Below are 24,698 nucleotides of genomic sequence, written 5' to 3'. Positions count from 1 at the left end.
GCGGGTTACCATCTCCTACGCCATGCAGACGAACCCCACCTACTCCAGCCTGGTCGCGCTCGGCGACTCGTTCACCGAGGGCATGTCGGACCTGCTGCCCGACGGCTCCTACCGGGGCTGGGCCGACCTCCTGGCCGCCCGGATGGCCGCCCGCACCCCCGGGTTCCGCTACGCCAACCTCGCGGTGCGCGGCAAGCTCATCCAGCAGATCGTCGACGAGCAGGTCGATGTCGCCGCCGCCATGCGGCCCGACGTGATCACCCTGGTCGGCGGCCTCAACGACGCCCTGCGCCCCACCTGCGACATGGTGCGCGTCCGGGATCTGCTCACCGAGGCCGTGGAGAAGCTGGCCCCGTCCTGCGAACGGCTCGTCCTGATGCGCAGCCCCGGCCGCGAGGGCCCCTTCATGGAGCGGTTCCGGCCGCGCATGGAGGAGCTGTTCACGTGCGTCGACGAGTTGTCCCGGCGCCATGACGCCCTGGTCGTCGACCTGTACGGGGCGCCCTCGCTGGGCGACCCGCGGATCTGGGACGTGGACCGGCTGCACCTCAGCGCCGAGGGGCACCGCAGGGTCGCGGAGGCGGTCTGGCAGGGGCTCGGTCATGACCCCGAGGACACCGAGTGGCGGACGCCGATGCCGGTGACCCCGCCGCCGGGGTGGGGTGCGCGGCGGGTGGCCGACGCCCGGTTCACCCGGCAGTACCTGCTCCCGTGGATCGGCCGCCGGCTGACCGGCCGCTCCTCGGGCGACGGGCGTGCCCCGAAGCGCCCCGAACTCCAGCCGTACGAGGGCGGAACGGCGTAGCGGCCGACGTCAGAGGCCTCTTCGACACCCGGCGTGACGGGCGTCTCGTAGCTTCGTACGACCCGACCCTCGGCGCTGGCCTGCACGAATCGCCAGTAGAATCCGTTCACGTGACTTCAGCGCCCGCCAAGCCCCGCATCCCGAACGTCCTCGCCGGACGCTACGCCTCCGCCGAGCTCGCCACGCTCTGGTCGCCCGAGCAGAAGGTGAAGCTGGAACGGCAGCTCTGGCTCGCCGTGCTGCGCGCCCAGAAGGACCTCGGCATCGAGGTGCCGGACGCGGCGATCGCCGACTACGAGCGCGTCCTGGACACCGTCGACCTGGCCTCCATCGCCGAACGCGAGAAGGTCACGCGGCACGATGTGAAGGCGCGCATCGAGGAGTTCAACGACCTCGCCGGGCACGAGCACGTCCACAAGGGCATGACCTCGCGTGACCTCACGGAGAACGTCGAGCAGTTGCAGATCCGGCTCTCCCTTGAGCTGGTGCGCGACCGCACGGTGGCCGTCCTGGCCCGCCTGGGCAAGCTCGCGGGCGAGTACGCCGAGCTGGTCATGGCCGGCCGTTCGCACAACGTCGCCGCGCAGGCCACCACCCTCGGCAAGCGCTTCGCGACCGCAGCCGACGAGCTGCTCGTCGCCCACGCGCGCGTGGAGGAGCTGCTCGGCCGCTACCCGCTGCGCGGCATCAAGGGCCCCGTCGGCACCGCCCAGGACATGCTGGACCTGCTGGGCGGCGACGCGGCCAAGCTGGCCGACCTGGAGCAGCGGATCGCCGGGCACCTGGGCTTCTCGCAGGCGTTCACCTCGGTCGGCCAGGTGTATCCGCGCTCGCTTGACTACGAGGTGGTGACCGCGCTGGTGCAGCTGGCGGCGGCGCCCTCCTCGACGGCCAAGACGATCCGGCTGATGGCCGGGCACGAGCTGGTGACCGAGGGCTTCAAGCCCGGCCAGGTCGGCTCCTCCGCGATGCCGCACAAGATGAACACCCGGTCCTGCGAGCGCGTCAACGGCCTGATGGTCATCCTGCGCGGCTACGCGTCGATGACCGGCGAGCTGGCGGGCGACCAGTGGAACGAGGGCGACGTGTCCTGCTCGGTGGTGCGCCGGGTCGCGCTGCCCGACGCGTTCTTCGCCCTGGACGGCCTGCTGGAGACGTTCCTGACGGTCCTCGACGAGTTCGGTGCGTTCCCGGCCGTCGTCGCCCGTGAGCTGGACCGCTACCTGCCGTTCCTGGCCACCACCAAGGTGCTGATGGGCGCGGTGCGGGCCGGGGTCGGCCGCGAGGTCGCGCACGAGGCGATCAAGGAGAACGCCGTCGCCTCCGCGCTGGCCATGCGCGAGCAGGGCGCCGAGCGCAACGAACTCCTCGACAAGCTGGCCGCCGACGAGCGCATCCCGCTCGACCGCGCGCAGCTGGACGCGCTGATGGCCGACAAGCTGTCCTTCACGGGCGCCGCCGCCGACCAGGTCGCCACGGTCGTCGCCCGCGTCGAGGAGATCGTCAAGCAGCGCCCGGAGGCCGCCGGTTACACCCCCGGGGCGATCCTCTGACCCGCCCCACCCGCGAGGAGCTGGAGGCCGCCCGCGACCGTCTCGTACCGGACGTCGTCGCGGACGGCCTCCGCGTCCTGTTCTGCGGCATCAACCCGGGTCTGATGACGGCGGCGACCGGCCACCACTTCGCCCGCCCCGGCAACCGCTTCTGGCCGGTCCTGTACCTGTCAGGATTCACGCCCCGCCTCCTGAAGCCGTCACAACAGCAGGAGTTGCTGTCATACGGCCTGGGCATCACCAACGTCGTAGCGCGCGCCACGGCCAGAGCCGACGAGTTGACGCCGGAGGAATACCAAGAAGGCGGCCGCCTCCTCACGGAGAAGGTCACCCAGCTCCGGCCCACCTGGCTGGCGGTCGTGGGCATCACCGCCTACCGAGCCGCCTTCAACGCCCCGAAGGCCGTGATCGGCCCCCAGCCCCACACCATCGCCACCACCCGCGTCTGGGCCCTCCCCAACCCCAGCGGCCTCAACGCCCACTGGACATCCCAGACCATGGCCAATGAGTACGCCCGCTTGAGAGAAGAAGCGGAGGTGTAGACGGGGTGCGGCTGGGGGGCGCGGGGCTGTATCCCTATGCGGCCCTGCCGCGCGGGCGCGACCAGCCACGACGGCGCCGCACCCGCCCACAACCGGGGTACCGGCAAGGGGTCCTGGGGCCCGGCAAGGGGTCCCGCCCCTCGCCGCGTCCCACCCCTCCGAGTACGATCCGCCACACGCGCACGAGCCGGGAGGACGAAACGTTGGGGCGGTTGACCGGCGGGGACCCCTCGCTGCTGCGAAGAATCAACTCCACCGTGGTGCTGCACGCGCTGCGCGCCGCGGACCACGCGACCCTCACCGAGGTCACCCGGGCGACGGGCCTGTCCCGACCGACGGTCGAGGGCGTCGTCGAGGGCCTGATCGAGGCCGGCCTCGTCGTGGAGACCGCACCGACGGAGGGCGCCGTCCGCCGCCAGGGCAGACCCGCCCGCCGTTTCCGGTTCCGGGCGGAGGCGGGCCACCTGCTGGGCCTGGAGATAGGCCCGCACCGCGTCGCCGCGCTCCTCGCGGACCTGGACGGCCAGGTGCTGGGCACGCAGGCCAGGGACGTCGACGTGAGCGCCCCGGCGGACGAGCGTCTGGAACGGCTGCGCACCACCGTCGCCGACCTGCTGCGCCGAGCCGGAGTCGCCCGGGGCTCGCTGCGCGCGGTCGGCGTCGGCACGCCGGGCATCGTCGAGGCGGACGGCACCGTGCGGCTCGGCACCGCGCTGCCGCAGTGGACGGGGCTACGGCTGGGCGAGCGGCTGAGCCGTTCCTTCAAGTGCCCGGTGCTGGTGGAGAACGACGCCAACGCGGCGGCCGTCGCCGAGCACTGGCAGGGCGCCGCCACCGGCTCCGACGACATGGTGTTCGTGCTGGCGGGGCTGAGCCCGGGCGCCGGATCGCTGATCGGGGGCCGGCTGCACCGGGGGTACGGCGGGGCCGCCGGTGAGATCGGCGCGCTGCATCTGCTGGGCCGGGAGGTGACGCCGGAGACGCTGCTGTCGACGACCGGCGAGCCGCTGCCCCCGCTCGACGAACCGGCCGTCGCCGCGGTGTTCACGCAGGCCCGCGAGGGCGACCGGCGGGCCCGCGAGGCCGTCGAACGGTTCATCCAGCGGCTGGTCCACGACGTGGCCGCACTGGTCCTCGCCCTCGACCCGGAACTCGTCGTCATCGGCGGCTGGGCGGCCGGTCTCGACGGCGTACTGGAGCCGCTGCGGCGGGAGTTGGCGCGCTACTGCCTGCGCCCGCCGAAGGTGGCCCTGTCGCTCCTCGGCGAGGCGGCCGTGGCGACCGGCGCGTTACGGCTGGCCCTCGACCACGTGGAGGAAGAGCTGTTCGCGGTGGAGGGCACGGTGACGGCCCGCCGATGAGGGCCGCGGCGCCCCGAGCCCGGCCCGGGGCCCCAGAGGCCGCTGACGCCGCTCAGGAGGCCGCGTGGGCCGGGTCCTGGTGGATCTCCACGCCGCCCGAGTCCCCGAACGTCAGACGGCACGTGTCCGCCCGGTAGGTGGCGACGGAGAGCGCGGCCGTGCGGCCGTCGGCGAGGAAGCGGGTGGTGACGATCAGGACGGGCGCGCCCGGCAGCCGGTCCAGTTCCTTCGCGTCGTCCGCGCGGGCCGAGCCCAGCTCGACCGCGCCGGCCCGGCTCTCCAGCTCCAGGTGCTGCAACGCGCACAGCACCGCACGCGCGCGTGCCGCTCCGGCGGGCGCGTCGAGCCCGGCAGGGTCGGGCACCGACGACCGGGGCACGTAGAGGAGTTCGGCGGCGACCGGCTGGCCGTGCGAGACACGGGAGCGGCGGACCGTCAGCACGGCCTCGTCCGGGGCGGTCTCCAGCGCGGCGGCGACGGAGGCGGGCGGCACCGCGCTGACGCAGTCGACGGGCTCCCAGACATCGCCGTCGGCGCCCGGCCAGGCGTGCTGCTCCGCGTCGACGGCCACGCCCACGCGCGGGGGCGCCACCGTCGTGCCCACGCCGCGCCTGCGTTGCAGCCTGCCTTCCAGTTCGAGCTGCTCCAGCGCCTGGCGGAGGGTGGCGCGGGCGACGCCGAAGCGGGCGGCGAGGTCACGCTCGTTGGGCAGGATCTCGCCCACCGCGAACTCGGAGTCCAGCGCCTCGGTGAGCACGGTCCTGAGATGCCAGTACTTCGGTTCCGGTACCGATTCCAGCTGCGTGGTCCCCACCCTGATCCTCCGCGATCGCCGTGGTCCGGCGGCGTTTTTAGCGCCCTTGTTTATTAAAGGTTGTTGCACTTATACGCGACCATAAGGCGGCCCAAACCCTTGGTCAAGACCAATCATCGAACCCTGGGACAACCCATACCGAGGACATAGCAACGCGTTCACAGGGCGTTGACGCCCGACCGGTTCCGTGACATCGCGGCAAGGCTCCCGTCACGAAGCGGCGCCGCCGGGGTGCGAACCGGGGTGCCGACGAAGGGAGTTGCGCGGAGCCGGACTCCGAAGAGGTCGCGAACATCAGGGGCTACCCGTCGGTAGCAGTCGCTGACAAACTGTCTACCCCGTGTCCGTCCGCGAGTCCCGCCGAGGAGCAGCCGCATGTCCGCGACCGTCACGTTCGATGTCCCCACCCCTCACGGTCCACGGCCCGTGACGCTCGCCTACGCGCGCGTGGGGCGCGGCGAGCCGCTTCTGCTGCTGCACGGCATAGGCCACCACCGGCAGGCCTGGGACCCGGTGGTGGACATCCTCGCCACCGAACGCGACGTGATCACCGTCGACCTGCCCGGGTTCGGTGCCTCCCCCGCCCTGCCGGACGGCCTCGCCCACGACCTGGCCACGTCGACCGCCGTGTTCGGCGCCTTCTGCGAGGCGCTGGAACTGGACCGGCCGCACGTCGTCGGCAACTCCCTCGGCGGTCTGATAGCCCTGGAACTGGGCCGCGAGAAGCTCGTGCGGACCGTCACCGCCCTCTCCCCCGCCGGATTCTGGTCGGACGCGGAACGCCGTTACGCCTTCGGTGTGCTGCTCACGATGCGGCGCATAGCCCGCGGTATGCCGCTGCCGCTGGTCCAACGGCTGTCCCGCTCGGCGTCCGGCCGCGCGCTGCTCACCAGCACCATCTACGCCCGCCCCGGCCGCCGTTCGCCCGAGGCCGTGGTCGCCGAGACGCTCGCCCTCGTGCGGGCCACGGGGTTCGACGAGACGCTCAGGGCGGGCGCCGCCGTGCGGTTCACCGACGACCTCCCGGGGCTGCCGGTCACCGTGGCCTGGGGCACCCGGGACAAGATCCTCGTGCGCCGCCAGGGGGTGCGCGCGAAGCGAATCATCCCGCGCGCGCGGCTGATACGGCTCCCCGGCTGCGGGCATGTCCCGATGAACGACGATCCCGCGCTGGTCGCCCGCGTCGTCCTCGACGGCAGCCGCTGACCGACCGGGACGGACCCGGGGCGGTTCCGGGTTCCGCGCGCACGTCGACGGGTGGCGTCGAGGACGGTGACGATCGCCGTGCGCTTCCCGGCGTGCACGCGCGCGTGGACGAGTGTCGGCCAGCCACGTCCGCGATGCCTACCGGGAGCCCGTTTCCGCGCGTACGTCGACGGGTGGCCGATCCTGTGCGCTGCGGGAGCGGCCGGAGTGCGCGAGGGCTTCCGGGAGGCGTCGGCCAGTTGTTCACTTGTGGTTTGCGTGCGCGCTGCGACGCCCCAGTAGGTGTGGGAGGACACATCGGCCGGAACCTTCCCCGGAGGCACCTTCATGTCACACCGTCCGTTCCCCGGGCGCCGCAGCGTCCTGCGCGGCTCCCTCGCCGCGTCGGCGGCCCTGACCCTGCCCACCGCCCTCGCCTCGGCACCGGCGTTCGCCCTGTCCGGGCGCCCGAAGGCGGCGTGGGGTGTGCAGGCGGGAGACGTGACCACGGACTCCGGTCTGGTGTGGGTGCGCTCCGACCGGCCGGCCCGGATGATCGTCGAGACGTCCGCGACGGAGTCGTTCCGCAATCCGCGCCTCCTGCACGGCCCGCTGCTGGGCCCCGGCTCCGACTTCACCGGCACCACCCGGCTGCGCGGGCTGCCCGCGGGCGAGCAGATCCACTACCGCGTGCGGCTGGCCGACCCGGACGACCCGCGCCGCACCGGCGAACCGGTGACCGGCACCTTCCGCACGGCGTCCGAGAAACGCCGCAAGGGCGTGAAATTCCTCTGGTCGGGTGACCTGGCCGGGCAGGGCTGGGGCATCAACGAGGCGATCGGCGGCTACCGCATCTACGACGCGATGGCCAAGCTGGACCCCGACTTCTTCCTGTGCAGCGGCGACAACATCTACGCCGACGGACCGATCGCCGCGACCGCCGCGCTCCCCGACGGCAGCGTGTACCGGAGCGTCACCACCGAGGAGAAGTCGCACGTCGCGGTCACCCTGAACGACTTCCGGGGCGCGTTCCGCTACAACCTGCTGGACGAGCCGCTGCGCCGGTTCAACGCACAGGTGCCGAGCATCATCCAGTGGGACGACCACGAGGTCCGCAACAACTGGTACCCGGGCGAGGTCATCGGCACCGGCACGCCCTACCCGGCCGGTACGAAGCTCGACGACCTGGCCGTGCGGGCCCGGCGCGCCTTCTCGGAGTACTTCCCGATCTCGGGGGTCAGCGGCCGCCCCGACGGCCGGATCTACCGCACCGTCCACCACGGCCCGCTGCTGGACGTGTTCGTCCTCGACATGCGCACCTACCGCAACGCGAACTCCGCCGACGACCAGAAGACGGACCCGCAGGGCATCCTCGGCCGCGAGCAGCTGGAGTGGCTCAAGCGGGAACTGTCCCGGTCGCGGGCGGTGTGGAAGGTCATCGCGGCGGACATGCCGCTCGGTCTCGTCGTGCCGGACCCGGTCGAGGGCAAGGCCAACATCGAGGCCGTCGCCCAGGGCGACCCGGGCGCGCCGCTCGGGCGTGAGTTGCAGATCGCCGAGCTGCTGCGCTTCGTCAAGCACCGCCGGATCACCGGCACGGTGTGGCTGACCGCCGACGTCCACCACACCTCGGCCCAGCACTACGACCCGTCGCGGGCCGCGTTCAAGGACTTCGAGCCATTCTGGGAGTTCGTCTCCGGCCCCCTCAACGCCGGTGCCTTTCCGGCCAACGACCTGGACGGCACGTTCGGTCCCGACCGGGTGTTCGTGAAGGCGCCGACCGCGCAGAACGTCTCACCGGCCGAGGGCTACCAGTTCTTCGGCGAGGTCGACATCGACGGCGACAGCGGGGAGTTGACGGTCCGTCTGCGCGAGTACGACGGCACCGTGCTGTTCACGCAGGTGCTCCAGCCGGGCCGGGTCGGGCAGTGACTCCCGTACCCTTGAGCCCGGCCGCGCATCGGCGTCATCCCCCGGTGCGCGGCTGGGCCGCGCCCCTCTGAACTCCCCGGCGTGTAGGGCGTTTTCGCAGGTCAGGTCGATTGTCAGTGGGGGCCTCTATGGTTTTCCCATGACGCGATCCGCTGTCGCGCCGCCCGCACGGTGAGCGCTCAGGCCGGGGCCACTCGCATGATGACCGCCCGCACGGTGACCGCCCGGACCACGACCGGTCGGACCCTGACCGCCCGGACCATGACCGCTCGTGTCCTCATCGCGAGAAATACGGACGAAAGGGATATAAGCCGCATAGCAATGCTTAACCCATCGGTCACAGATCGTTCGTGATCACGCAACACCGGTCGGTCACAGTGGGTGCATGACTCGAAACATGACTGATGTGACGCGGACGAAGCGCGGGCGTCCCGTGCACCACTGGCGGCGGGACGTCGTCGAACTGGCCGCGCTGTTCACGGCGGTGGCCGTGGCCGACGGGGTGGCCAACCTGATCGGGCACGGGCCCGGCGGTCCCGCGCTGCTGGTGATCTCGGCGGCCGTGCTCGCCGCCACGGCCGGGTTCCACATCTGGTGGTCACGCCGCCACGGTCACGCGCCGCCGGTGAGCGATACCGGTGCCCGGCCGCCGTCCCAGGGACCGCAGGCCGGGCCGTCCGAACCGACCACGCGGACGCCGGAGACCGTGCCCGGGGCGAGCACGCTGTGGCGGATGCGGACGACGGTGAAGGACGAGCCGGGGTCGCTTGCGGTGCTGTGCACCGGGCTCGCCGGGAGCCGGGTGGACATCCTGAGCCTCCAGACGCATCCGTTGGCGGACGGCACGGTGGACGAGTTCCTGCTGCGGGCCCCGGCCGATCTGGCGGCCTCGGAGCTGACGCGGGTGGTGGCCACGGCCGGCGGTACGGACACCTGGGTCGAGCGGGCCGACGCCCACGACCTGGTCGACGTGCCGACCCGGGTGCTGGGCCTGGCCGCCAGGACCGCCCTGGACGCGGCGGAGCTGCCGTTGGCGTTGCGCCAGTTGCTGGGCCGTTGCACCATCCACCAGCAGCCCGCCGGACCGGGCGACAGCCGTCGGGGCCGGGTGGGTGAGCCGGTGGAAGGGGCCCTGGAGGACACCGTGCTGCGGCTGCGGGCGCCGGAGGGCGGCATGATCACCGTGGAGCGGCCGTATCTGCCGTTCACGCCGACGGAGTTCGCGCGGGCGCGCGCCCTGGTGGAGCTGGATGCCCGGCTCGGGCCCCGGCTGCCGCGCGGCGAGGACGTGCTGACGCTGCCGGAGGGCAACGAGATCACCGTGCGCCGGGCGGACGCGCGGGACCTGGAGGCCGCGAAGGAGATGCACGAGCGGTGCTCGTCGCGGACGTTGGGCCTGCGCTATCACGGGCCGGTCGGCGACGCCGACCGCTATCTCGACCACCTGCTCAGCCCCCGTTACGGGCGCACGCTCGCGGTGCAGACCGCCTCGGGCCGTGTCATCGGCCTGGGTCACCTGCTGTGGGACGGCGACGAGACGGAGGTGGCACTGCTCGTCGAGGACGCGTGGCAGCGGCGCGGCATCGGCGGTGAGCTGCTGTCCCGGCTGATGGCGATGGCCGCGGAGGCGGGCTGCGAGAGCGTGTACGCGGTGACGCAGGCGTCGAACACCGGCATGGTCGCGGCGATGCGCGGCCTGGAGCTGCCCCTCGACTACCAGATCGAGGAAGGCACCCTCGTCGTCACGGCCCGCCTGGAACCGAAACCGACCACGAGCGCGAACCCGGACGCGACGCCCGAGGAGCAGCACATCGGCAAGGGTCTCGCCCGCGACTGACGAGAACGGCCCGCCGGAGGAACGGAACCGCCCGGCATGCGGGGCGGGTTGAGCCATCGGCTCGACGGACGGACCGGATCGGACGGGCGGACGGATCGGGCGGACCGGATCGGGCGGACCGATCGGCGTCAGCGATGCGGCGTGACACGGAGGCGCCCGCCCCAGGGCGACACAGGGACGGCCCGGCGGGGAACGCCGGGCCGTCCGGCTTTTCGGTACCCGGGGTCGGCCGTGGGTCCGGACCCGGGTCCGCGATGAGTCTGGCTCGCTTCAGGAGCCGCGTGGCCGTTCGGGTTCAGGAGCCCCGCGGCCTTCGGGCTCAGGGTCCTGGGACAGCCTCGGTCCCTGATCCGACCGACTGGGCCGGGCGGAACATCCCGCGCGGAGGGCCGAGGCTCGGAGGCCTCGGGCCGCCTCGGCACCTGGCCCGCCCGGGTCAGTTGGGGCACCTGCGCCGACCCGGGTCTGGCGGGCCGGGCCTGGTGGGCCGGGTCTGGCGGGCCGGGCCTGGTGGGATGCCTCATGTGAACCGTTGCCTGGCGCCCCGGGTCGGGCGGGGTGCCCCGCGCGGACCGGTCCCCGGTGACCCGGGCCGAGCGAGACAGCTCACGCCAACCGCCGCCCGATGCCCCGGGTCGGGCGAGGCGCCTCACGCGGGCCGACCCCCTGCCCCCGGGCCGAGCGAGACCGCTCATGCGAACCGTCGCCCAATGGCCCAAGCCCAGCAGGGCGCCCCGCGCGGACCAGCCCCCTGTGCCCCGGCGGGATACCCCATACGGGACGGCGCCCGATAGCCCAGCCCCAGCCGGACACCCCCGCGCGGGACCGGCCCCCGATCCCCGGGCCGAGCGAGACACTCACGCCAACCGCCAACCGTCGCCCGATGCCCCAGGCCCAGCAGGACACCTCGCGCGGGCCGGGCCCCTGTGCCCCGGGACTCGGCGGGATACCCCATACGGGACGGTGCCCGATAGCCCAGCCCCAGCAGGACGCCCCCGCTCGGGCCGATCCCCTACTCCCCGGCACCCCGGCGGGATGCCCCATATGGGCCGGAGCCTGGCAGCGCCGGTGCGGCCGAGGCCTGTCCTCCGGTGGCCCGGCGTTGGCCCCCTACGCCCTCGGCGCAATCGTGGTGACGGGTGGTGGGGGTCCGTATGAGGATGGGCGTATGTCTGAGACGAAGACCCTGCTGCCCCGTGCGGTCGCCGACGCGTATGTCGACGACCTCATCGCCCTCGACCCGCTCACCGGCACCTACCTCGGTGTGAAGGAAAGTTCCAGCCGGCTGCCCGACACCTCACCGGCGGGCCAGGAGGCGCTCGCCACGCTGCAACGGGCGACCCTCGCGAAGCTGGACGAGGCCGAGCGGCAGCCCGGCGCGGACCACGACACCGAGCGCCGGTGCGCGCGCCTGCTGCGCGAGCGCCTGACGGCGGAGCTGGCCGTGCACGAGGCCGAGGAGGGCCTGCGTTCGGTCGGCAACATGGGCACGGTCGTGCACGGAATCCGTGAGGCCTTCACCGTTACGCCCAACCAGACCGTCGAGGACTGGACCGCGATCGCCGAGCGGCTGCGGGCCGTGCCGACGGCGTTGGCCGGCTACCGCACGTCGCTCGCGCTCGGCCTGGAGCGCAAGTTGTTCGCGGCGCCGCGCCCGACGGCCACCTTCGTGACGCAGCTCGGCGAGTGGGCGGACATCGACGGGCAGGGTCGCGGCTGGTTCGAGGAGTTCGCGGCGCCGGGCCCCGAGGAGCTGCGCGCGGAGCTGGACGCGGCGGCCCGGACGGCGACGGCGGCCGTGGTCGAACTGCGGGACTGGATGCGGGACGTGTACGCCCCGGCGATCGAGGGCGCCCCGAACACGGTGGGCCGCGAGCGGTACGCCCGCCTCGCCCGGTACTTCAACGGCACCGACCTCGACCTCGACGAGGCGTACGCGTACGGCTGGTCCGAGTACCACCGGCTGCTCGGCGAGATGAAGCGGGAGGCGGAGAAGATCCTGCCCGGCGCCGCGACCCCGTGGGTGGCGCTCGCGCACCTGGACGAGCACGGCCGGCACATCGAGGGCGTCGACGAGGTCCGCGCCTGGCTCCAGACCCTCATGGACGAGGCGATCGAACAGCTGGACGGCACCCACTTCGAACTCGCCGACCGGGTCCGGAAGGTCGAGTCGCGCATCGCACCGGCCGGCAGCGCGGCGGCGCCCTACTACACGGCTCCGTCGGAGGACTTCTCGCGTCCCGGCCGCACCTGGCTGCCGACGATGGGGCAGACCCGTTTCCCCGCCTACGACCTGGTGTCGACCTGGTACCACGAGGGGGTGCCCGGCCATCACCTCCAGCTCGCGCAGTGGGTGCATGTCGCCGGGGAACTGTCCCGCTACCAGGCGGGCGTGGGCATGGTCAGCGCCAACGCCGAGGGCTGGGCGCTGTACGCGGAGCGGCTGATGGACGAGCTGGGCTTCCTCAAGGACGCCGAGGAACGGCTCGGCTACCTGGACGCGCAGATGATGCGGGCCGCGCGGGTCATCGTCGACATCGGCATGCACCTGGAGCTGGAGATCCCGGCGGACTCGCCGTTCCACCCGGGTGAGCGTTGGACGCCGGAGCTGGCGCAGGAGTTCTTCGGGGCGCACAGCAGCCGTCCGGCCGACTTCGTGGAGAGCGAGCTGACCCGCTATCTGACGATCCCGGGCCAGGCGATCGGCTACAAGCTGGGCGAACGGGCCTGGCTGCTCGGCCGGGAGAAGGCACGGGCGCGGCACGGCGACTCGTTCGACCTGAAGGCCTGGCACATGGCGGCCCTCTCGCAGGGTTCGCTGGGCCTGGACGACCTGGTGGACGAGCTGTCCAAGCTCTGAGGCATCCGCCGGGTCAACGGCGGAAGCCGCCCTCGGAGTCGATGACCTGACCGGTGACCCAGCCCGCCTCGTCCGTCGCGAGCCACGCGATGAGCCGGGCCGGGTCGTCCGGCATGCCCCAGTGCCCGGCCGGGAACGCGGCGGCGACGGCCGCGTGGGCGTCGCCGGTCAGGTAACCGGTGTCCACGGGACCGGGGTTGACGGTGTTCACGGTGATCGACCGCCCGGCGAGCCCGGTCGCCAGGGACCGGGTGATCGAGGCGAGGGCGCCCTTCTGGAGGGCGTAGGCGATCTCGCCCGGCATGCCGCCCGCGATGTCCTGCCCGGACGTCATCATCACGACCCGCCCGCCGGGCGCACCCGCCTCCCGTCCCGCCCGCAGCCGTGCGAACGCCTGCACCAGCAGCAGCACCGAACGGGTGTCGACCGCCCAGTGCGCGTCGAGCATCGCGGCGTCGATCGCGTCGAGGGCACCGTCGTTGCCGCTCATCGCGTGGTTCGCAACGACGATGTCGAGCCGTCCGCCGAGTGCCGAGGCGGCTGTCGCGACGAGTGCGGCGGGCGCGGCCGGGTCGGAGAGGTCGCCGGGGCCGGCCACGACGACGGCCCCGGGGTCGCCGAGAGCGTCCCGCACGGAGGCGGTCACGGCATCGGGGTGGTCGGCGCCCCAGGGCTGGGCGGCGTCGTGCGGCACGTGGTGGTGCAGATAGACGCTCGCCCCGTACGCCGCCAGCCGCCGGGCAACGGCGTGCCCGATACCGGCCCGTCTGCTGGCCCCGGTGACAAGGGCGGCGCGTCCGCGCAACGGCAGGGGGTCACGGCGCAGGTCGCCGGCGTCGGGCGGCGGGGTTAGGGTCACGGTCCACATGATGCTGACCGGCGGCCCACACCGCACCCGAATTCCCGCCCCCTTCGCGACGCCGAACGGCTAGGCCTGGCCGGACAATTGACCCTCGTCGAGACGACGCAGCTGGATGAAGTCGAGCCAGGTCTCGGGGCCCGGCTGGACCTGGGCGGCGCGTACGGCGCAAGGGCAGGGCGTCGCGGCCCAAATCGCCGGGGTCGAGCAGCGAGGTTCCGGTCACGGGCCACATGATGGCGACCGGCAATGCACGCCGCACCCGAATTCCCGCGCCCCCCGACGCCGAATGGCTAGGCCTGGCCGGACAATTGACCCTCGTCGAGGCGACGCAGCTGGATGAAGTCGAGCCAGGTCTCGGGGCCCGGCTGGGCCTGGGCAGCGCGCACGGCGTAGGGGCAGGGCGTCGCGGCCCAAATCGCCGGGGTCGAGCAGCGAGGTTCCTGTCACGGGCCACATGATGGCGATCGGCAATGCACGCCGCACCCGAATTCCCGCGCCCCCCGGCACCGAACGGCTAGGCCCGGCGCGGCAATTGACCCTCGTCGAGGCGACGCAGCTGGATGAAGTCGAGCCAGGTCTCGGGGCCCGGCTGGGCCTGGGCAGCGCGTACGGCGTAGGGGCCGGGTTCCAGGGCGACCCGGAGGCAGTCGGTTCGGTCGGTTTCACCGCCGGGCCACGCCGAGTCGAACAGCACGACCGCGCCGGGCACGTCCCAGTGCACCTCGTCCTCCCAGTCGGCGGTGGCGAGCGCGTCCGGTACTCCGGCGAGGAGTTCCTCCTCGGTGTTCGCGGCACGCCAGCGGACGAACGTGCCGTGTTCCGGCAGATAGCAGGTGGCGGCGGGTTCGTCGCCGAGGACCAGGGCGACGCAGTCACCGACCGGCAGCAGGCCGACGATGCCGTCGACCTCGCAGGCCCGGTCGTAGTCGGAGGCGAGGTCGTCGCCGTCGGCCCCGGCCCAGAACGGCAGGACCGTCTCCGGTATCGCTATGAGGGGTCCACCGCCCGATTCGACCCACTCGACGACTCCGGGTTCCGCGTATCGCACCATGGCGCAGAACCGTACACACCCAGGGCCCACCCCCCTTCAACTGGGCTACCCCCAAAGGCCGTTACGCGTCTCCCACCCCAACACCGGCAACCTGCCGAGCCCCTCACGCCCGCCGCATAGCCACCCAAGCCCCTCCCCACTCCACACAGCACCCGAAAGAGCCCCGGAGAGAAGGAGAAGAGCGGCACTCCGGCATCGACGCCCCCGAACCGACGCCCACCCTTCACCCCTCCCCCCTGCCGCCGCTCCCCTCGGCGCCGTCAGCGGACCGGTGACCCGCCACTTCGCCACCCAAGCCACCACCCACTCCACACAGCACCCGAAGGAGCCCCGGAGAGAAGGAGAAGAGCGGCGCTCCGGCGTCGACGCCCCCCGACCGGCACCCAGCCAGCACCTCTCGCCCTGCCGCCCCTTCCCGCACCGCTCGTTCGACCGCCGTCCCGTCCCTCGCCCGCGCCAACGCCAGCGCCCGCGCCGCGCCCGCTCCACCGCCACCCCGTGCCTCACCGCCCGTTCAACCGCCGCCTAACGGTCGGCGCCCTCGGCGCCCCCCGCTACCCAACCCCCCGTTGCCGCAGGGTCGACCCCGATCTGCTCTTGACGACCTCCAGTTGGGCGTGGATGCGGCGGCGCAGGTCGGCTACGTGGCTGACGATGCCGACGCTGCGGTCGCGTTCGCGCAGGGAGTCGAGGACGTCGAGGACCTCGTCGAGGGTCTGGTCGTCGAGGCTGCCGAAGCCCTCGTCGATGAAGAGGGTGTCGAGGCGGACCCCGCCGGCCTCGTCGGTGACGACGTCCGCGAGGCCGAGGGCGAGGGCGAGCGAGGCGAAGAACGTCTCGCCGCCGGAGAGCGTCGAGGTGTCCCGCTCGCGCCCGGTCCACGCGTCGACGACATGCAGGCCGAGTCCGCTGCGCCCGCGCCCGGACCGGTCGTCGGAGTGGACGAGGGTGTAGCGGCCGGACGACATCCGCTGGAGCCGTACCGTCGCGGCGGCGGCCACCTGTTCGAGGCGGGCGGCGAGAACGTAGGACTCCAGGCGCATCCGGCGTTCGTTCTCGGCGGAGGTGCCCGCGGCGAGGGTGGCGAGGCGGGCGACGCGGTCGTACTCCTCGCGCAGGGGGGCGAGGCGGCGCACTCCGGTCGCGGACCGGGCGGAGAGCCGGTCGAGTTCGGCGCACCGGCTGTCTGCCGCGTCGCGCGTGGAGGCGGCGTCGCGGACCCGTGCCGAGGCAGCGGCGGCGGTGTCCTCGGCGCCGGTGAGGTCGGCGGCGGCTCTGCGGGCGGCCTCGGCGGTGTCGGTCTCGGCGAGGACCGCGCGCACGGTGGCCTCCTCGGACTGCCAGGCGTCCAGGCGCCGTTGCAGTTCGCGGTGGGCGGTGTCGTCCAGGAGGGCGTCGGCGGCGGCCCGCGGGGTGTCGAACCCGGCGCGGAAGGCGGCGTCGGCGAGCCGGGCGTCGGCGTCCTTGAGGCGCTGGGCGGTGTCGGTGGCGGCGCGGGCGGCGTCGGCGGCGTCGGTGAGGAGGGCGACCTGTCGCTCCAGTTGCCGGGTACGGGTGGCCACGCTGTCGGCGGTGCCGCGCGCGTGGGTCAACTCCCGCTCCAGCGTGGTCCGTTCCCGGTCGAGGGCGTCCCGGGCGGCGACCCGTGACGCGGCGTCCACGGCGGCCTGCTGGCGGGCGGAGAAGCGCCGGTCGCGCTCCTGCTCGGCGTGGCGCAGCCGTTCGGTCGACGGGTGCAGCAGCGCTGCGGCGCTCCGGGCGTGTGTGTACCGCTCCTCCAACGCGGCCGCGTCCCGGGCGAGTTGCTCGGTGGGTGTGTCACCGGCCTCGCCCTCGGCTGCGGCCAGGGCGCGCTGTACCTGGCCGAGTGCGCGGTCGGTCTCCGTGCGCCGTTCGTCGGCCGACTGGTAGGCGGCCAGGGCGCGTTCCTCGGTGTCCCGGTCGACGTGTCCGGCGTCCTTGCGGGCCGGGGCCGGGTGTTCGGTCGCTCCGCACACCGCGCACGGGTCGCCGTCGGCCAGCCGGCCGGCCAGCTCGGCGGCGATGCCGTTCAGCCGCTGTTCCTTGACGTCCAGCCAGGCGGCGCGGGCCTGGACGGCGTCGGAGGCGGCCGTGACGGCGTGTTCGCGCGCCTCCCGCGCCTCCCGGGTGAGCAGGTCCCGTTGCCGGGCGGCGGCGAGCCGGGCGCGGGCGGGGTCACGCTGCACGGCGAGCTGCTCGGCCCGCGTGGCGGCCTGTTGGGCGGATTCGACGGCGGCCTGGAGCGCGGCGCGGGTCGCGTCCCAGTCTGCGAGCCAGGCGTCGGCCTCCTGGAGCACGTCCTCGTCGGCCCGCTCCTGGCGGTCGAGCCGGGCGCGTTCGCCGGTCAGTTCGGTCAGCCGGTGTTCGGCGCGGCGGGCGGACTCCAGGCCGCCCAGCTCCTCGGCGGCCCGGCGGGCGGCGGCGGCGAGCCCGGCCGCTCCGGCGTCCGCGAAGGTCGCCGGGAGCTGGGCCCGGGCACGGGTCTCCGCGACGGTGGCCGTGCGGTGCTCGGTGTCGGCGGTGTCCCGCAGCTCCAGGGCGGGCGCCACGGTCTCGGCCTTGCGGGCCCGCTCCATGCGCGCCTGTGCCTGGTGGTAGGCGTCGGAGCGCTGTTCGAGGAGCGCGGCCCGCTCCCGCGCCTGAGTGAACCTCCGTTGCAGCCGGTCCAGTTCGCGGACGTCCGCGAGCGTGCGGTCGGCGGCGGCCTGCGCGGACTCGGCGGCGCTCAGCCCGCAGCGGGCGATCGTCAGCTGTTCGCGGGCGTCGGCGCGGGCGAGGGCGGCGGCGGTGAGCACGGCGTCGGCGAGGCCCGGTTCGCCCGGTTTCAGGGCGGGCAGGTCCATGGCGCCGCCCGCGGCCTGCTGCATGCGGTGGGCGTCGGCGAGCAGCGCGGCGTCCCCCTCGCGCACCTGGGCCTCGGTGGCGCGGCGCCGGTCAGAGAGGCGTTTCTCGACGTCCGCGAAGCGCTGGGTGTCGAAGAGGCGGCCGAGGAGCTTGCCGCGGGCCTCGGCGTCGGCGCGCAGGAAGCGGGCGAAGTCGCCCTGGGGCAACAGGACGACCTGGCAGAACTGCTCGCGGCTCATGCCGAGCAGCTGGGTGATCTCCTCGCCGATCTCCTGGTGCGAGCGGCTGCGGTCCCGCCAGGTGCCGGTCCCGGCGTCGTGCTCGCGCAGCCAGGTCTGGGCCTTCTCCAGGGTGGTGCCGGTGCCGCGCTTCTTGGGCCGCTCCCAGGGTGGCTGCCGGGTGATCTCCAACCGGCGTCCGGCGACGGTCAGTTCGAGGGTGACCTCGGTGCGGGCGGTGGCGGACGCGTGGTCGCTGCGCAGGGTGGCGCCCTGGCCGCTGTGGCGGGCGCCGGGGACGGAGCCGTAGAGGGCGTAGCAGACGGCGTCGAGGACGGAGGTCTTGCCGGCGCCGGTGGGGCCGTGCAGCAGGAACAGTCCGGCGGCGGAGAGGTCGTCGAAGTCGACGCTCTGGGAGCCGCCGAACGGGCCGAACGCCGTGAGGTCGAGCCGGTGCAGCCTCACCGCGCCACCTCCCGCAGGGTCTCGTCCACGCGCACGGCGTCGAACGCGTCGCGCAGGACGCCTCGTTCGCGGGAGTCCGGTCCGGCGCCGCGTACATGGGCGACGAAGTCCTCGGCGATCTCCTGGTCGCTGCGGCCCGCGAGCCTCCTGGCGTACGACACGGCGGGGTCCTCGGGGGCGCGCTCGGGGTCGAAGGCGAGGCTGAGGGTGTGTGGGAAGCGCTCGGTGAGCCGGGCCATGGGGTCGGCGGGGCGGACGGCGTCGGTGAGGGTGGCCTCGATCCACGCCTCCTCGTGCCGGGTCAGCTCCGGGTCGGCCAGCAGGTCGTCCAGGGTGCCGCGCAGGCGGGCGAGCGCGCGCGGCACCGGGCAGTCGACGCGCTCGGCGGTGACGGAGCCGTCGGCGTCGAGGTCGACGAGCCACATGGTCTTGCGGTGGACGGCCTCGGAGAAGGAGTAGGGCAGCGGGGAGCCCGAGTAGCGGACCCGCTCGGTGATGGTCTGGCAGCCGTGCAGATGGCCGAGGGCCACGTAGTCGACGCCGTCGAAGACTCCGGCGGGTACGGCGGCGACCCCGCCGACGGTGATGTCCCGTTCGCTGTCGCTGGCCTCGCCGCCGCTGACGAAGGCGTGCGCGAGGACGACGGAACGGGTGCCCCGCGCGCGGGTGGCGAGGTCGGCGCGGACCCGCTCCATGGCCGCCGCGAGGACGGTTTGATGCCGGGCCTTCGCCACCTTGAACTCGGCCTTCACCAGCGCCGGTTCGAGATAGGGCAGGCCGTAGAAGGCGACGTCCCCGAAGTCGTCGGCGAGCACCACCGGCGTTCCGCACGCGGCGGGCTCGGTCCGCAGATGGATGCCGGCCCGGCCGATGAGTCCGGCGCCGACCCCGAGGCGGCGGGCCGAGTCGTGGTTCCCGGAGATCATCACCGTCGGCACCCCGAGGTCGGCGAGCCGGTGCAGGGCCTCGTCGAACAGCTCGATCGCGGCGAGGGGCGGCACCGCACGGTCGTACACGTCCCCCGACACGACCACGGCGTCCACGCCGCGCTCGCGCACGGTGCTGACGAGGTGACCGATGAACTCGGCCTGGGCGCCGAGCATGTTCACCCGGTGGAACGCCCGGCCGAGATGCCAGTCGGAGGTGTGCAGAAGTCTCATGATCCCGAGACTAACGGCCGGGTCTGACAACCCGTGCCGATACTCCCGTACCAGCAGGTCAGAGCTGTTACCGACCCCGGATCAGCCAACCGGCAACGCCCGGAACGGCCATGGACCGGAAGCCTCCCCGCGACAGCCACGGCCCGCCGCACACCCCACCTGCCGCACGCGTCCCCTCGCACCTCACGCACCCCACGCGTCCCACGCACCCGACCCGCCCCACAGGCCCACGCCCAACTCACGTGCCCCGCCCACCTCACACACCCCGCACCCCACCGCACCCGACCCGCCTCACGCGCGTCCCCGTCGCTCCAGGCGCCCCCTTCACCCGCCCCGTCGCTCCACGCGCCCCTTCACGCGTCCCCGTACGCCTCCCCGCCCACCTCGAACTCCGCCGAGCCCGCCGTCGCGTCGGCGAGCCAGGTGCGGAAGGTGTCCACGTCGGCGTCGGGGAGGCCGATCTCGATGGTGACGCGGTCGCCGTAGCGGACGTCCCTGACCTCGCGTCCCGCGCTGTGCAGGTCGTTCTGGATCTTGCCGGCGCGGTGGTGGTCGACGGTGATCGTGGCCAGCCGGAAGCGGCGCCGGGTGGTGGTGCCGAGGGTGTCGAGGGCTTCGCCGACCGCTCCGCCGTAGGCCCGGATGAGGCCGCCCGCGCCGAGTTTGACGCCGCCGAAGTAGCGGGTGACGACGGCGACGACGTACCGCATGTCGCGGCGGAGCAGCATCTGGAGCATGGGGACGCCCGCGGTGCCGCCGGGTTCGCCGTCGTCGCTCGCGCGCTGGACGGCGGCGTCGGCGCCGATGACGTAGGCCCAGCAGTTGTGGCTGGCGTCGGCGTGTTCCTTGCGGAGGGCGGCGATGAACTCCTGGGCTTCCTGTTCGGTCGCCGCCGGGGCGAGGGCGCAGCGGAAGCGTGAGCGGTTGACCTCGGTCTCGTGCACGCCCGCGTGGGCGACGGTGCGGTACTCGTCGGGCATCCGGCCAGCCTATGCGGAGCAGGTGGGCTCGCCCTCCGCGCCGGGTACGGGGACGATGTCGGGGATACTCACTCCTCGTCGTCGGCGGGGCCGGTCCGCCCGACCGTACCGATCGCAGGGAGGCCAGCCCATGACGGGGACGGAGGCCGGGAGCGCGGCGGACGCGGCACGCTCCCCGTCCAGGAGGTCCCGGCTGCGGTCGTGGCTGCTGGAGGGGTTGAGCGAGCAGTCGGCCCGGCATCCGGGGCCGCACGCAACGCCGCGTGCCGAGCAACAGGGTCACCGCTGGTGGCGGGTGATGTGTCTGACCGGCGTCGACTACTTCTCGACCCTCGGCTACCAGCCGGGCATCGCGGCGCTCGCGGCCGGGCTGCTGTCCCCGCTCGCGACCCTGGTGCTGATCGGCCTGACCCTGCTGGGCGCGCTGCCGGTGTACCGCCGGGTGGCGCGGGAGAGCCCGCACGGGGAGGGGTCGATCGCGATGCTGGAGCGGCTGCTGTCCTGGTGGGCGGGGAAGCTCTTCGTGCTGGTGCTGCTGGGGTTCGCGGCCACCGACTTCATGATCACGATGACCCTGTCGGCCGCCGACGCCGCCGCGCACGTGGTGGAGAACCCGTTGGCCCCGCACTGGTTGGCGGGCGACAGCATGTGGATCACGTTGATCCTGCTCGGTCTGCTGGGCGGTGTCTTCCTCAAGGGGTTCCGGGAGGCCATCGGCATCGCGGTGGTGCTGGTGACGACCTATCTCGCGCTCAACGTCGTGGTGCTCGCCGTCTCCGCGTGGGAGGTGTTCAGCCACCCGGTGCGGATCGGGAACTGGACGGACGCGCTGACCGCCGCGCACTCCTCGCCGCTCGCCATGGTCGGCGTGGCCCTGCTGGTGTTCCCGAAGCTGGCGCTCGGCATGTCCGGCTTCGAGACCGGGGTGGCCGTGATGCCGCAGGTCAAGGGCGATGCGACGGACACCTGGGAGAAGCCGGAGGGGCGCATCCGGGACACCAGGAAGCTGCTCACCACGGCCGCGTTGATCATGAGTTGTTTCCTGCTCCTGTCGAGCCTGGCGACGACGGTCCTGATCCCGCAGGCCGACTTCAGGAGCGGCGGACCGGCCAACGGACGGGCCCTGGCGTATCTCGCGCACGAGCATCTGGGGCCGGTGTTCGGGACGGTGTACGACGTGTCGACGATCGCGATCCTGTGGTTCGCGGGCGCGTCCGCGCTGGCCGGGCTGCTGAATCTGGTGCCGCGTTATCTGCCGCGTTACGGCATGGCCCCGGAGTGGACCCGCGCGGTGCGTCCCCTGGTGCTCGTCTTCATGGGGGCCGCGGTCCTCATCACGGTGTGGTTCGACGCGAACGTCGACGCGCAGAGCGGCGCCTATGCGACCGGGGTGCTCGTCCTGATGCTGTCGGCGTCGTTCGCGTCGACGGTGGCGATGCACCGGCGCGGCAGCCGCCCGGCCACCCTCGGGTTCGGCACGATCACGGCGGTCTTCGCGTACACCCTGGTCACGAACGTCGCGGAGCGCCCCGACGGCATCAAGATCGCGGCGATCTTCATCGTGGCGATCCTGGCGACGTCGTTCGGTTCCCGGGTGCACCGGGCGTTCGAACTGCGGGCCGCCGAGGTCACGTTCGACGAGACGGCGGCGAGACTCGTCGACGAGGCGGCGCGCAGCGGGCCGTTGCAGCTGATCGCGAACGAGCCCCAGGAGCACAGCAGGCGCGAGTACCGGGCCAAGGAGTACGACCAGCGGGCGCACACCCACATCCCGGGCGGGCGGCATCCGCTGTTCCTGGAGGTGTTCCTGCACGACTCGTCCGACTTCACCTCGGACGTCACCGTGCACGGCGACCACAAGCACGGGGTGCGGCGGCTGCGGGTGTCGGGGCCGACGGTGCCGAACACGATCGCGGCGGTGCTGCTGGCGTTGCGCGACCGCACCGGCGAGGTCCCGCACGCGTACTTCAGCTGGACCGAGGGCAATCCCCTCAGCCATCTCGTCCGGTTCCTGGTCTTCGGTGACGGCGAGGTCGCCCCGGTGACCCGCGAGGTGCTGCGCCGCGCGGAGGAGAATCCGGAACGACGCCCCCATGTGCACGTGGGTTAGGACATTAGGACATACGGCCCCGGGGAACGCGCACGGCGGTCAGCAGGGCGGCGCCGGGGCCGAGGTGCCGCCAGTCGGTGCCGTGCCAGGCCAGGACGGCGATCGCCGAGGTCGGGAACTTCACGCGGACCGCGTCCAGCGCGTCGTCCAGGCTGTCACCGGCGAGGGTGAGGACGAGTTCCTCCAGGCCGGGGTTGTGCCCGATCAGGAGCAGCGTCTCGACCCGGGCGGGCACCTCGTGGACGACGTCCAGCAACTCCCGCGCGTCGGCCGCGTACAGCCGCTCGTCGTGGCGGACCTGCGGTGGGGTGGCCCACTGCGCCGAGGCCAGTTCCCAGGTGCGGCGGGTGCGTTCGGCGGTGGAGCACAGGGCGAGGTCGGGCAGGACGTCGTCCTCGGCGAGGGCGCGTCCGGCGGCCGGTGCGTCCCGCAGTCCGCGCGGGCCGAGCGGCCGTTGGTGATCGGGAACGCCCGGTGGCCACGCGGACTTCGCGTGCCGCAGCACGACCAGGCGCCGCAACGGGCCGGTGCCCGTGCGCTCGCTCATGTGCCCGAGCCCAGGGCGAGGGTGAGGTCGAGCCCGAGCAGCCGGTCCGCGTAGGCGAACGTCTCGAACCGGGCGCCGTCCACGCCGCCCGACGCGGTCTCCACCGAGGCCAGAATCCGCAGCACCTCGGGCACGTCGAGGTCGTTCTCCCAGGCGTCCCGCAGCCGGCCGCGCAGGCTCTCGGGGACGGGCCGGGAGGGCGAGGCGGCCCAGGAGGCGACCGCGCGCCGCCACCGCAGGAGCGTGTCCCGGGCCTCGTCCAGGGTGGCCGGGTCGAGCCGGACGGGGGTGTCGCGGGGCGTGGCGAGCAGGGCCAGGCGGATCACGGTGGGGTCGGCGCCCGTGAGGTCGACGGGGCCGCCGGGGGCGACGGTGACGCGGACGCCGTCGGGGGTCGGGCCGCCGTCCGCCGCGATGACGTGCACGATCTGTGCCTCGCCGAGTCCGCGGCCGACGTCCCTGCTGTCCTCGGAGGGCCGTACCCCGAGCGCCGCGCCGTCGGCCTGCACCTCCCGCGGGTCGGCGTCGCCGGTCAGGACGCTCCAGACCGGGGTACCGCCGAGTTCCAGGGTGCGGGCGAGGAGGTCGGCGACCAGCAGGACCCGCAGGGCGCCGGTGCCTCGTTCGGGTACGTGGGCCTCGACCCTGGTCAGTCTCCGGCGGACCGGGGCGGCCTCGACGGTCTCGCCGCTTCGGGCGTCGGTGATGCGCAGCACGTCCTGAGCGTAGGCGCCCGCGCGCCCGGGCGCAGGCGCCGGGCGTCGATTTCCGACCAGGTCGCGCCGACCGCCGAAACCATCGGGTGCGCGAACCGGGAATCTTGGCGCGTTGTCGTCCGTTGGGAGGGCTGAAGGGCAGCGACACATTCATCCGGTTCAGGGAGGCCGACGGTGTACGGCGACGACGCGGCGGTTCGCGAGATCCTCACCAGGCTCGGTGACACCTGGGCCGTGGTGGGCCTGTCGGCCAACCGGGGGCGTGCCGCCTTTGGGGTCGCCCAGGTCCTCCAGCGTTTCGGCAAGCGGATCGTGCCGGTGCATCCCAAGGCCGAGACGGTGCACGGCGAGCAGGGGTACGCGAGCCTCGCGGAGATCCCGTTCGACGTCGACGTGGTGGACGTGTTCGTGAACAGCGAGCTGGCCGGAGCGGTCGCCGACGAGGCCGTGGCCAAGGGCGCGCGGGCGGTGTGGTTCCAGCTCGGGGTCGTCGACGAGGCGGCGTTCGCGCGTACCCGTGCGGCGGGCCTGGCGATGGTCATGGACCGTTGCCCGGCGATCGAGATACCCCGCCTCGGCTGACGGGCCCCACGGGCCGGCCGGAGAGCGCGGCGCCGTTTTTCCGGGGCCCGAGCGGATTCGCGAGGGACGACAGGCGGTGAAATACCGCCCACCGGAGTTGATCCTTTCCCGCGTCGCCCGCCGGTGTCGGCTCTTTTCCCGTACCGCCCACCGGAGTTGATCCGTTTCCGCCTGGCGGCCGACAGCCTTGATCCGTTTCCGCCACCGTTCTTACCGAAACCGGAACGGGTCTTGTCGAAGTCGTCACGTGATC

Annotated in this window: 18 protein-coding genes; 10 read left to right on the top strand and 8 right to left on the bottom strand. The window is 73.3% G+C overall.

The window, feature by feature from the left end; all coding sequences use genetic code 11:
- The first annotated feature begins 22 nt into the window (after window positions 1-22).
- From ACIQOU_RS35170 to ACIQOU_RS35155, 4 genes are all read left to right on the top strand, one after another.
- Window positions 23-805 (top strand): SGNH/GDSL hydrolase family protein, encoded by a 783-nt coding sequence (locus ACIQOU_RS35170; protein ID WP_401544125.1) that lies wholly within the window; start codon window positions 23-25, stop codon window positions 803-805.
- Window positions 806-915: 110 nt separating this feature from the next.
- Window positions 916-2,358, top strand: coding sequence for an adenylosuccinate lyase (purB, locus tag ACIQOU_RS35165; RefSeq protein WP_401544123.1), 1,443 nt, complete (start codon window positions 916-918; stop codon window positions 2,356-2,358).
- Entirely contained in the window at window positions 2,355-2,900 is a 546-nt protein-coding gene (gene mug / locus ACIQOU_RS35160; RefSeq protein WP_401544168.1) for a G/U mismatch-specific DNA glycosylase, read from the top strand. The genes purB and mug overlap by 4 nt, the downstream gene beginning before the upstream one ends.
- Window positions 2,901-3,103: 203 nt before the next feature.
- A complete protein-coding gene (locus tag ACIQOU_RS35155) occupies window positions 3,104-4,261 on the top strand; it encodes an ROK family transcriptional regulator (protein ID WP_401544120.1) in 1,158 nt (385 codons plus the stop codon).
- Window positions 4,262-4,313: 52 nt separating this feature from the next.
- Here ACIQOU_RS35155 and ACIQOU_RS35150 read toward each other — a convergent pair whose 3' ends face one another.
- The gene (locus ACIQOU_RS35150; RefSeq protein ID WP_401544118.1) at window positions 4,314-5,075 is read right to left on the bottom strand and encodes a GntR family transcriptional regulator; all 762 of its coding nucleotides are present in this window, start codon (window positions 5,073-5,075) and stop codon (window positions 4,314-4,316) included.
- Between the two features lie 375 nt (window positions 5,076-5,450).
- On the opposite strand from ACIQOU_RS35150, the gene ACIQOU_RS35145 reads away from it, so the two are divergent.
- The 4 genes from ACIQOU_RS35145 to ACIQOU_RS35130 all read left to right on the top strand — a co-directional run bounded on the left by ACIQOU_RS35145 (window position 5,451) and on the right by ACIQOU_RS35130 (window position 12,889).
- Window positions 5,451-6,281: an alpha/beta fold hydrolase gene (locus ACIQOU_RS35145; protein WP_401544116.1), complete on the top strand. Its 831-nt coding sequence runs from the start codon at window positions 5,451-5,453 to the stop codon at window positions 6,279-6,281.
- Window positions 6,282-6,608: 327 nt separating this feature from the next.
- The gene (locus tag ACIQOU_RS35140) at window positions 6,609-8,192 is read left to right on the top strand and encodes an alkaline phosphatase D family protein (protein ID WP_401544113.1); all 1,584 of its coding nucleotides are present in this window, start codon (window positions 6,609-6,611) and stop codon (window positions 8,190-8,192) included.
- 397 nt (window positions 8,193-8,589) lie between these two features.
- The gene (locus ACIQOU_RS35135) at window positions 8,590-10,029 is read left to right on the top strand and encodes a GNAT family N-acetyltransferase (protein WP_401544110.1); all 1,440 of its coding nucleotides are present in this window, start codon (window positions 8,590-8,592) and stop codon (window positions 10,027-10,029) included.
- Window positions 10,030-11,197: 1,168 nt separating this feature from the next.
- Window positions 11,198-12,889, top strand: a complete 1,692-nt coding sequence (locus ACIQOU_RS35130) for a DUF885 domain-containing protein (RefSeq protein WP_401544108.1) — start codon at window positions 11,198-11,200, stop codon at window positions 12,887-12,889.
- A gap of 13 nt (window positions 12,890-12,902) precedes the next feature.
- Here ACIQOU_RS35130 and ACIQOU_RS35125 read toward each other — a convergent pair whose 3' ends face one another.
- The 5 genes from ACIQOU_RS35125 to ACIQOU_RS35105 form a co-directional block, all read right to left on the bottom strand.
- Window positions 12,903-13,757, bottom strand: a complete 855-nt coding sequence (locus ACIQOU_RS35125; protein WP_401544105.1) for an SDR family oxidoreductase — start codon at window positions 13,755-13,757, stop codon at window positions 12,903-12,905.
- 508 nt (window positions 13,758-14,265) lie between these two features.
- Complete coding sequence (locus ACIQOU_RS35120) at window positions 14,266-14,802, bottom strand: immunity 21 family protein (protein ID WP_401544102.1); 537 nt, start codon at window positions 14,800-14,802, stop codon at window positions 14,266-14,268.
- Between the two features lie 554 nt (window positions 14,803-15,356).
- Entirely contained in the window at window positions 15,357-18,350 is a 2,994-nt protein-coding gene (locus tag ACIQOU_RS35115) for an AAA family ATPase (RefSeq protein ID WP_401544100.1), read from the bottom strand.
- Window positions 18,347-19,510 carry an exonuclease SbcCD subunit D gene (locus tag ACIQOU_RS35110; protein ID WP_401544097.1) on the bottom strand — a complete coding sequence of 388 codons (1,164 nt, stop codon included), beginning with the start codon at window positions 19,508-19,510 and terminating at the stop codon, window positions 18,347-18,349. Before ACIQOU_RS35110 ends, ACIQOU_RS35115 begins: the two co-directional genes overlap by 4 nt.
- Window positions 19,511-19,863: 353 nt before the next feature.
- Window positions 19,864-20,490: a YigZ family protein gene (locus ACIQOU_RS35105; RefSeq protein WP_401544095.1), complete on the bottom strand. Its 627-nt coding sequence runs from the start codon at window positions 20,488-20,490 to the stop codon at window positions 19,864-19,866.
- Between the two features lie 130 nt (window positions 20,491-20,620).
- On the opposite strand from ACIQOU_RS35105, the gene ACIQOU_RS35100 reads away from it, so the two are divergent.
- Entirely contained in the window at window positions 20,621-22,600 is a 1,980-nt protein-coding gene (locus ACIQOU_RS35100; RefSeq protein WP_401544092.1) for an amino acid transporter, read from the top strand.
- Window positions 22,601-22,604: 4 nt separating this feature from the next.
- Here the strand turns inward: ACIQOU_RS35100 and ACIQOU_RS35095 are convergent, their stop codons facing one another.
- Together ACIQOU_RS35095 and ACIQOU_RS35090 are read right to left on the bottom strand one after the other, a co-directional pair.
- On the bottom strand, window positions 22,605-23,147 hold the full coding sequence (locus ACIQOU_RS35095; protein WP_401544090.1) for a SixA phosphatase family protein: 543 nt from the start codon (window positions 23,145-23,147) through the stop codon (window positions 22,605-22,607).
- Window positions 23,144-23,863, bottom strand: a complete 720-nt coding sequence (locus ACIQOU_RS35090; protein WP_401544088.1) for a hypothetical protein — start codon at window positions 23,861-23,863, stop codon at window positions 23,144-23,146. Before ACIQOU_RS35090 ends, ACIQOU_RS35095 begins: the two co-directional genes overlap by 4 nt.
- A gap of 174 nt (window positions 23,864-24,037) precedes the next feature.
- On the opposite strand from ACIQOU_RS35090, the gene ACIQOU_RS35085 reads away from it, so the two are divergent.
- Window positions 24,038-24,445, top strand: a complete 408-nt coding sequence (locus tag ACIQOU_RS35085) for a CoA-binding protein (protein WP_401544085.1) — start codon at window positions 24,038-24,040, stop codon at window positions 24,443-24,445.
- Window positions 24,446-24,698 lie beyond the last annotated feature (253 nt).

It is taken from the genome of Streptomyces sp. NPDC091279, assembly GCF_044757465.1.
In the GTDB taxonomy this organism is placed as follows: domain Bacteria; phylum Actinomycetota; class Actinomycetes; order Streptomycetales; family Streptomycetaceae; genus Streptomyces.
This window is presented reverse-complemented; position numbering and strand designations above follow the sequence as displayed.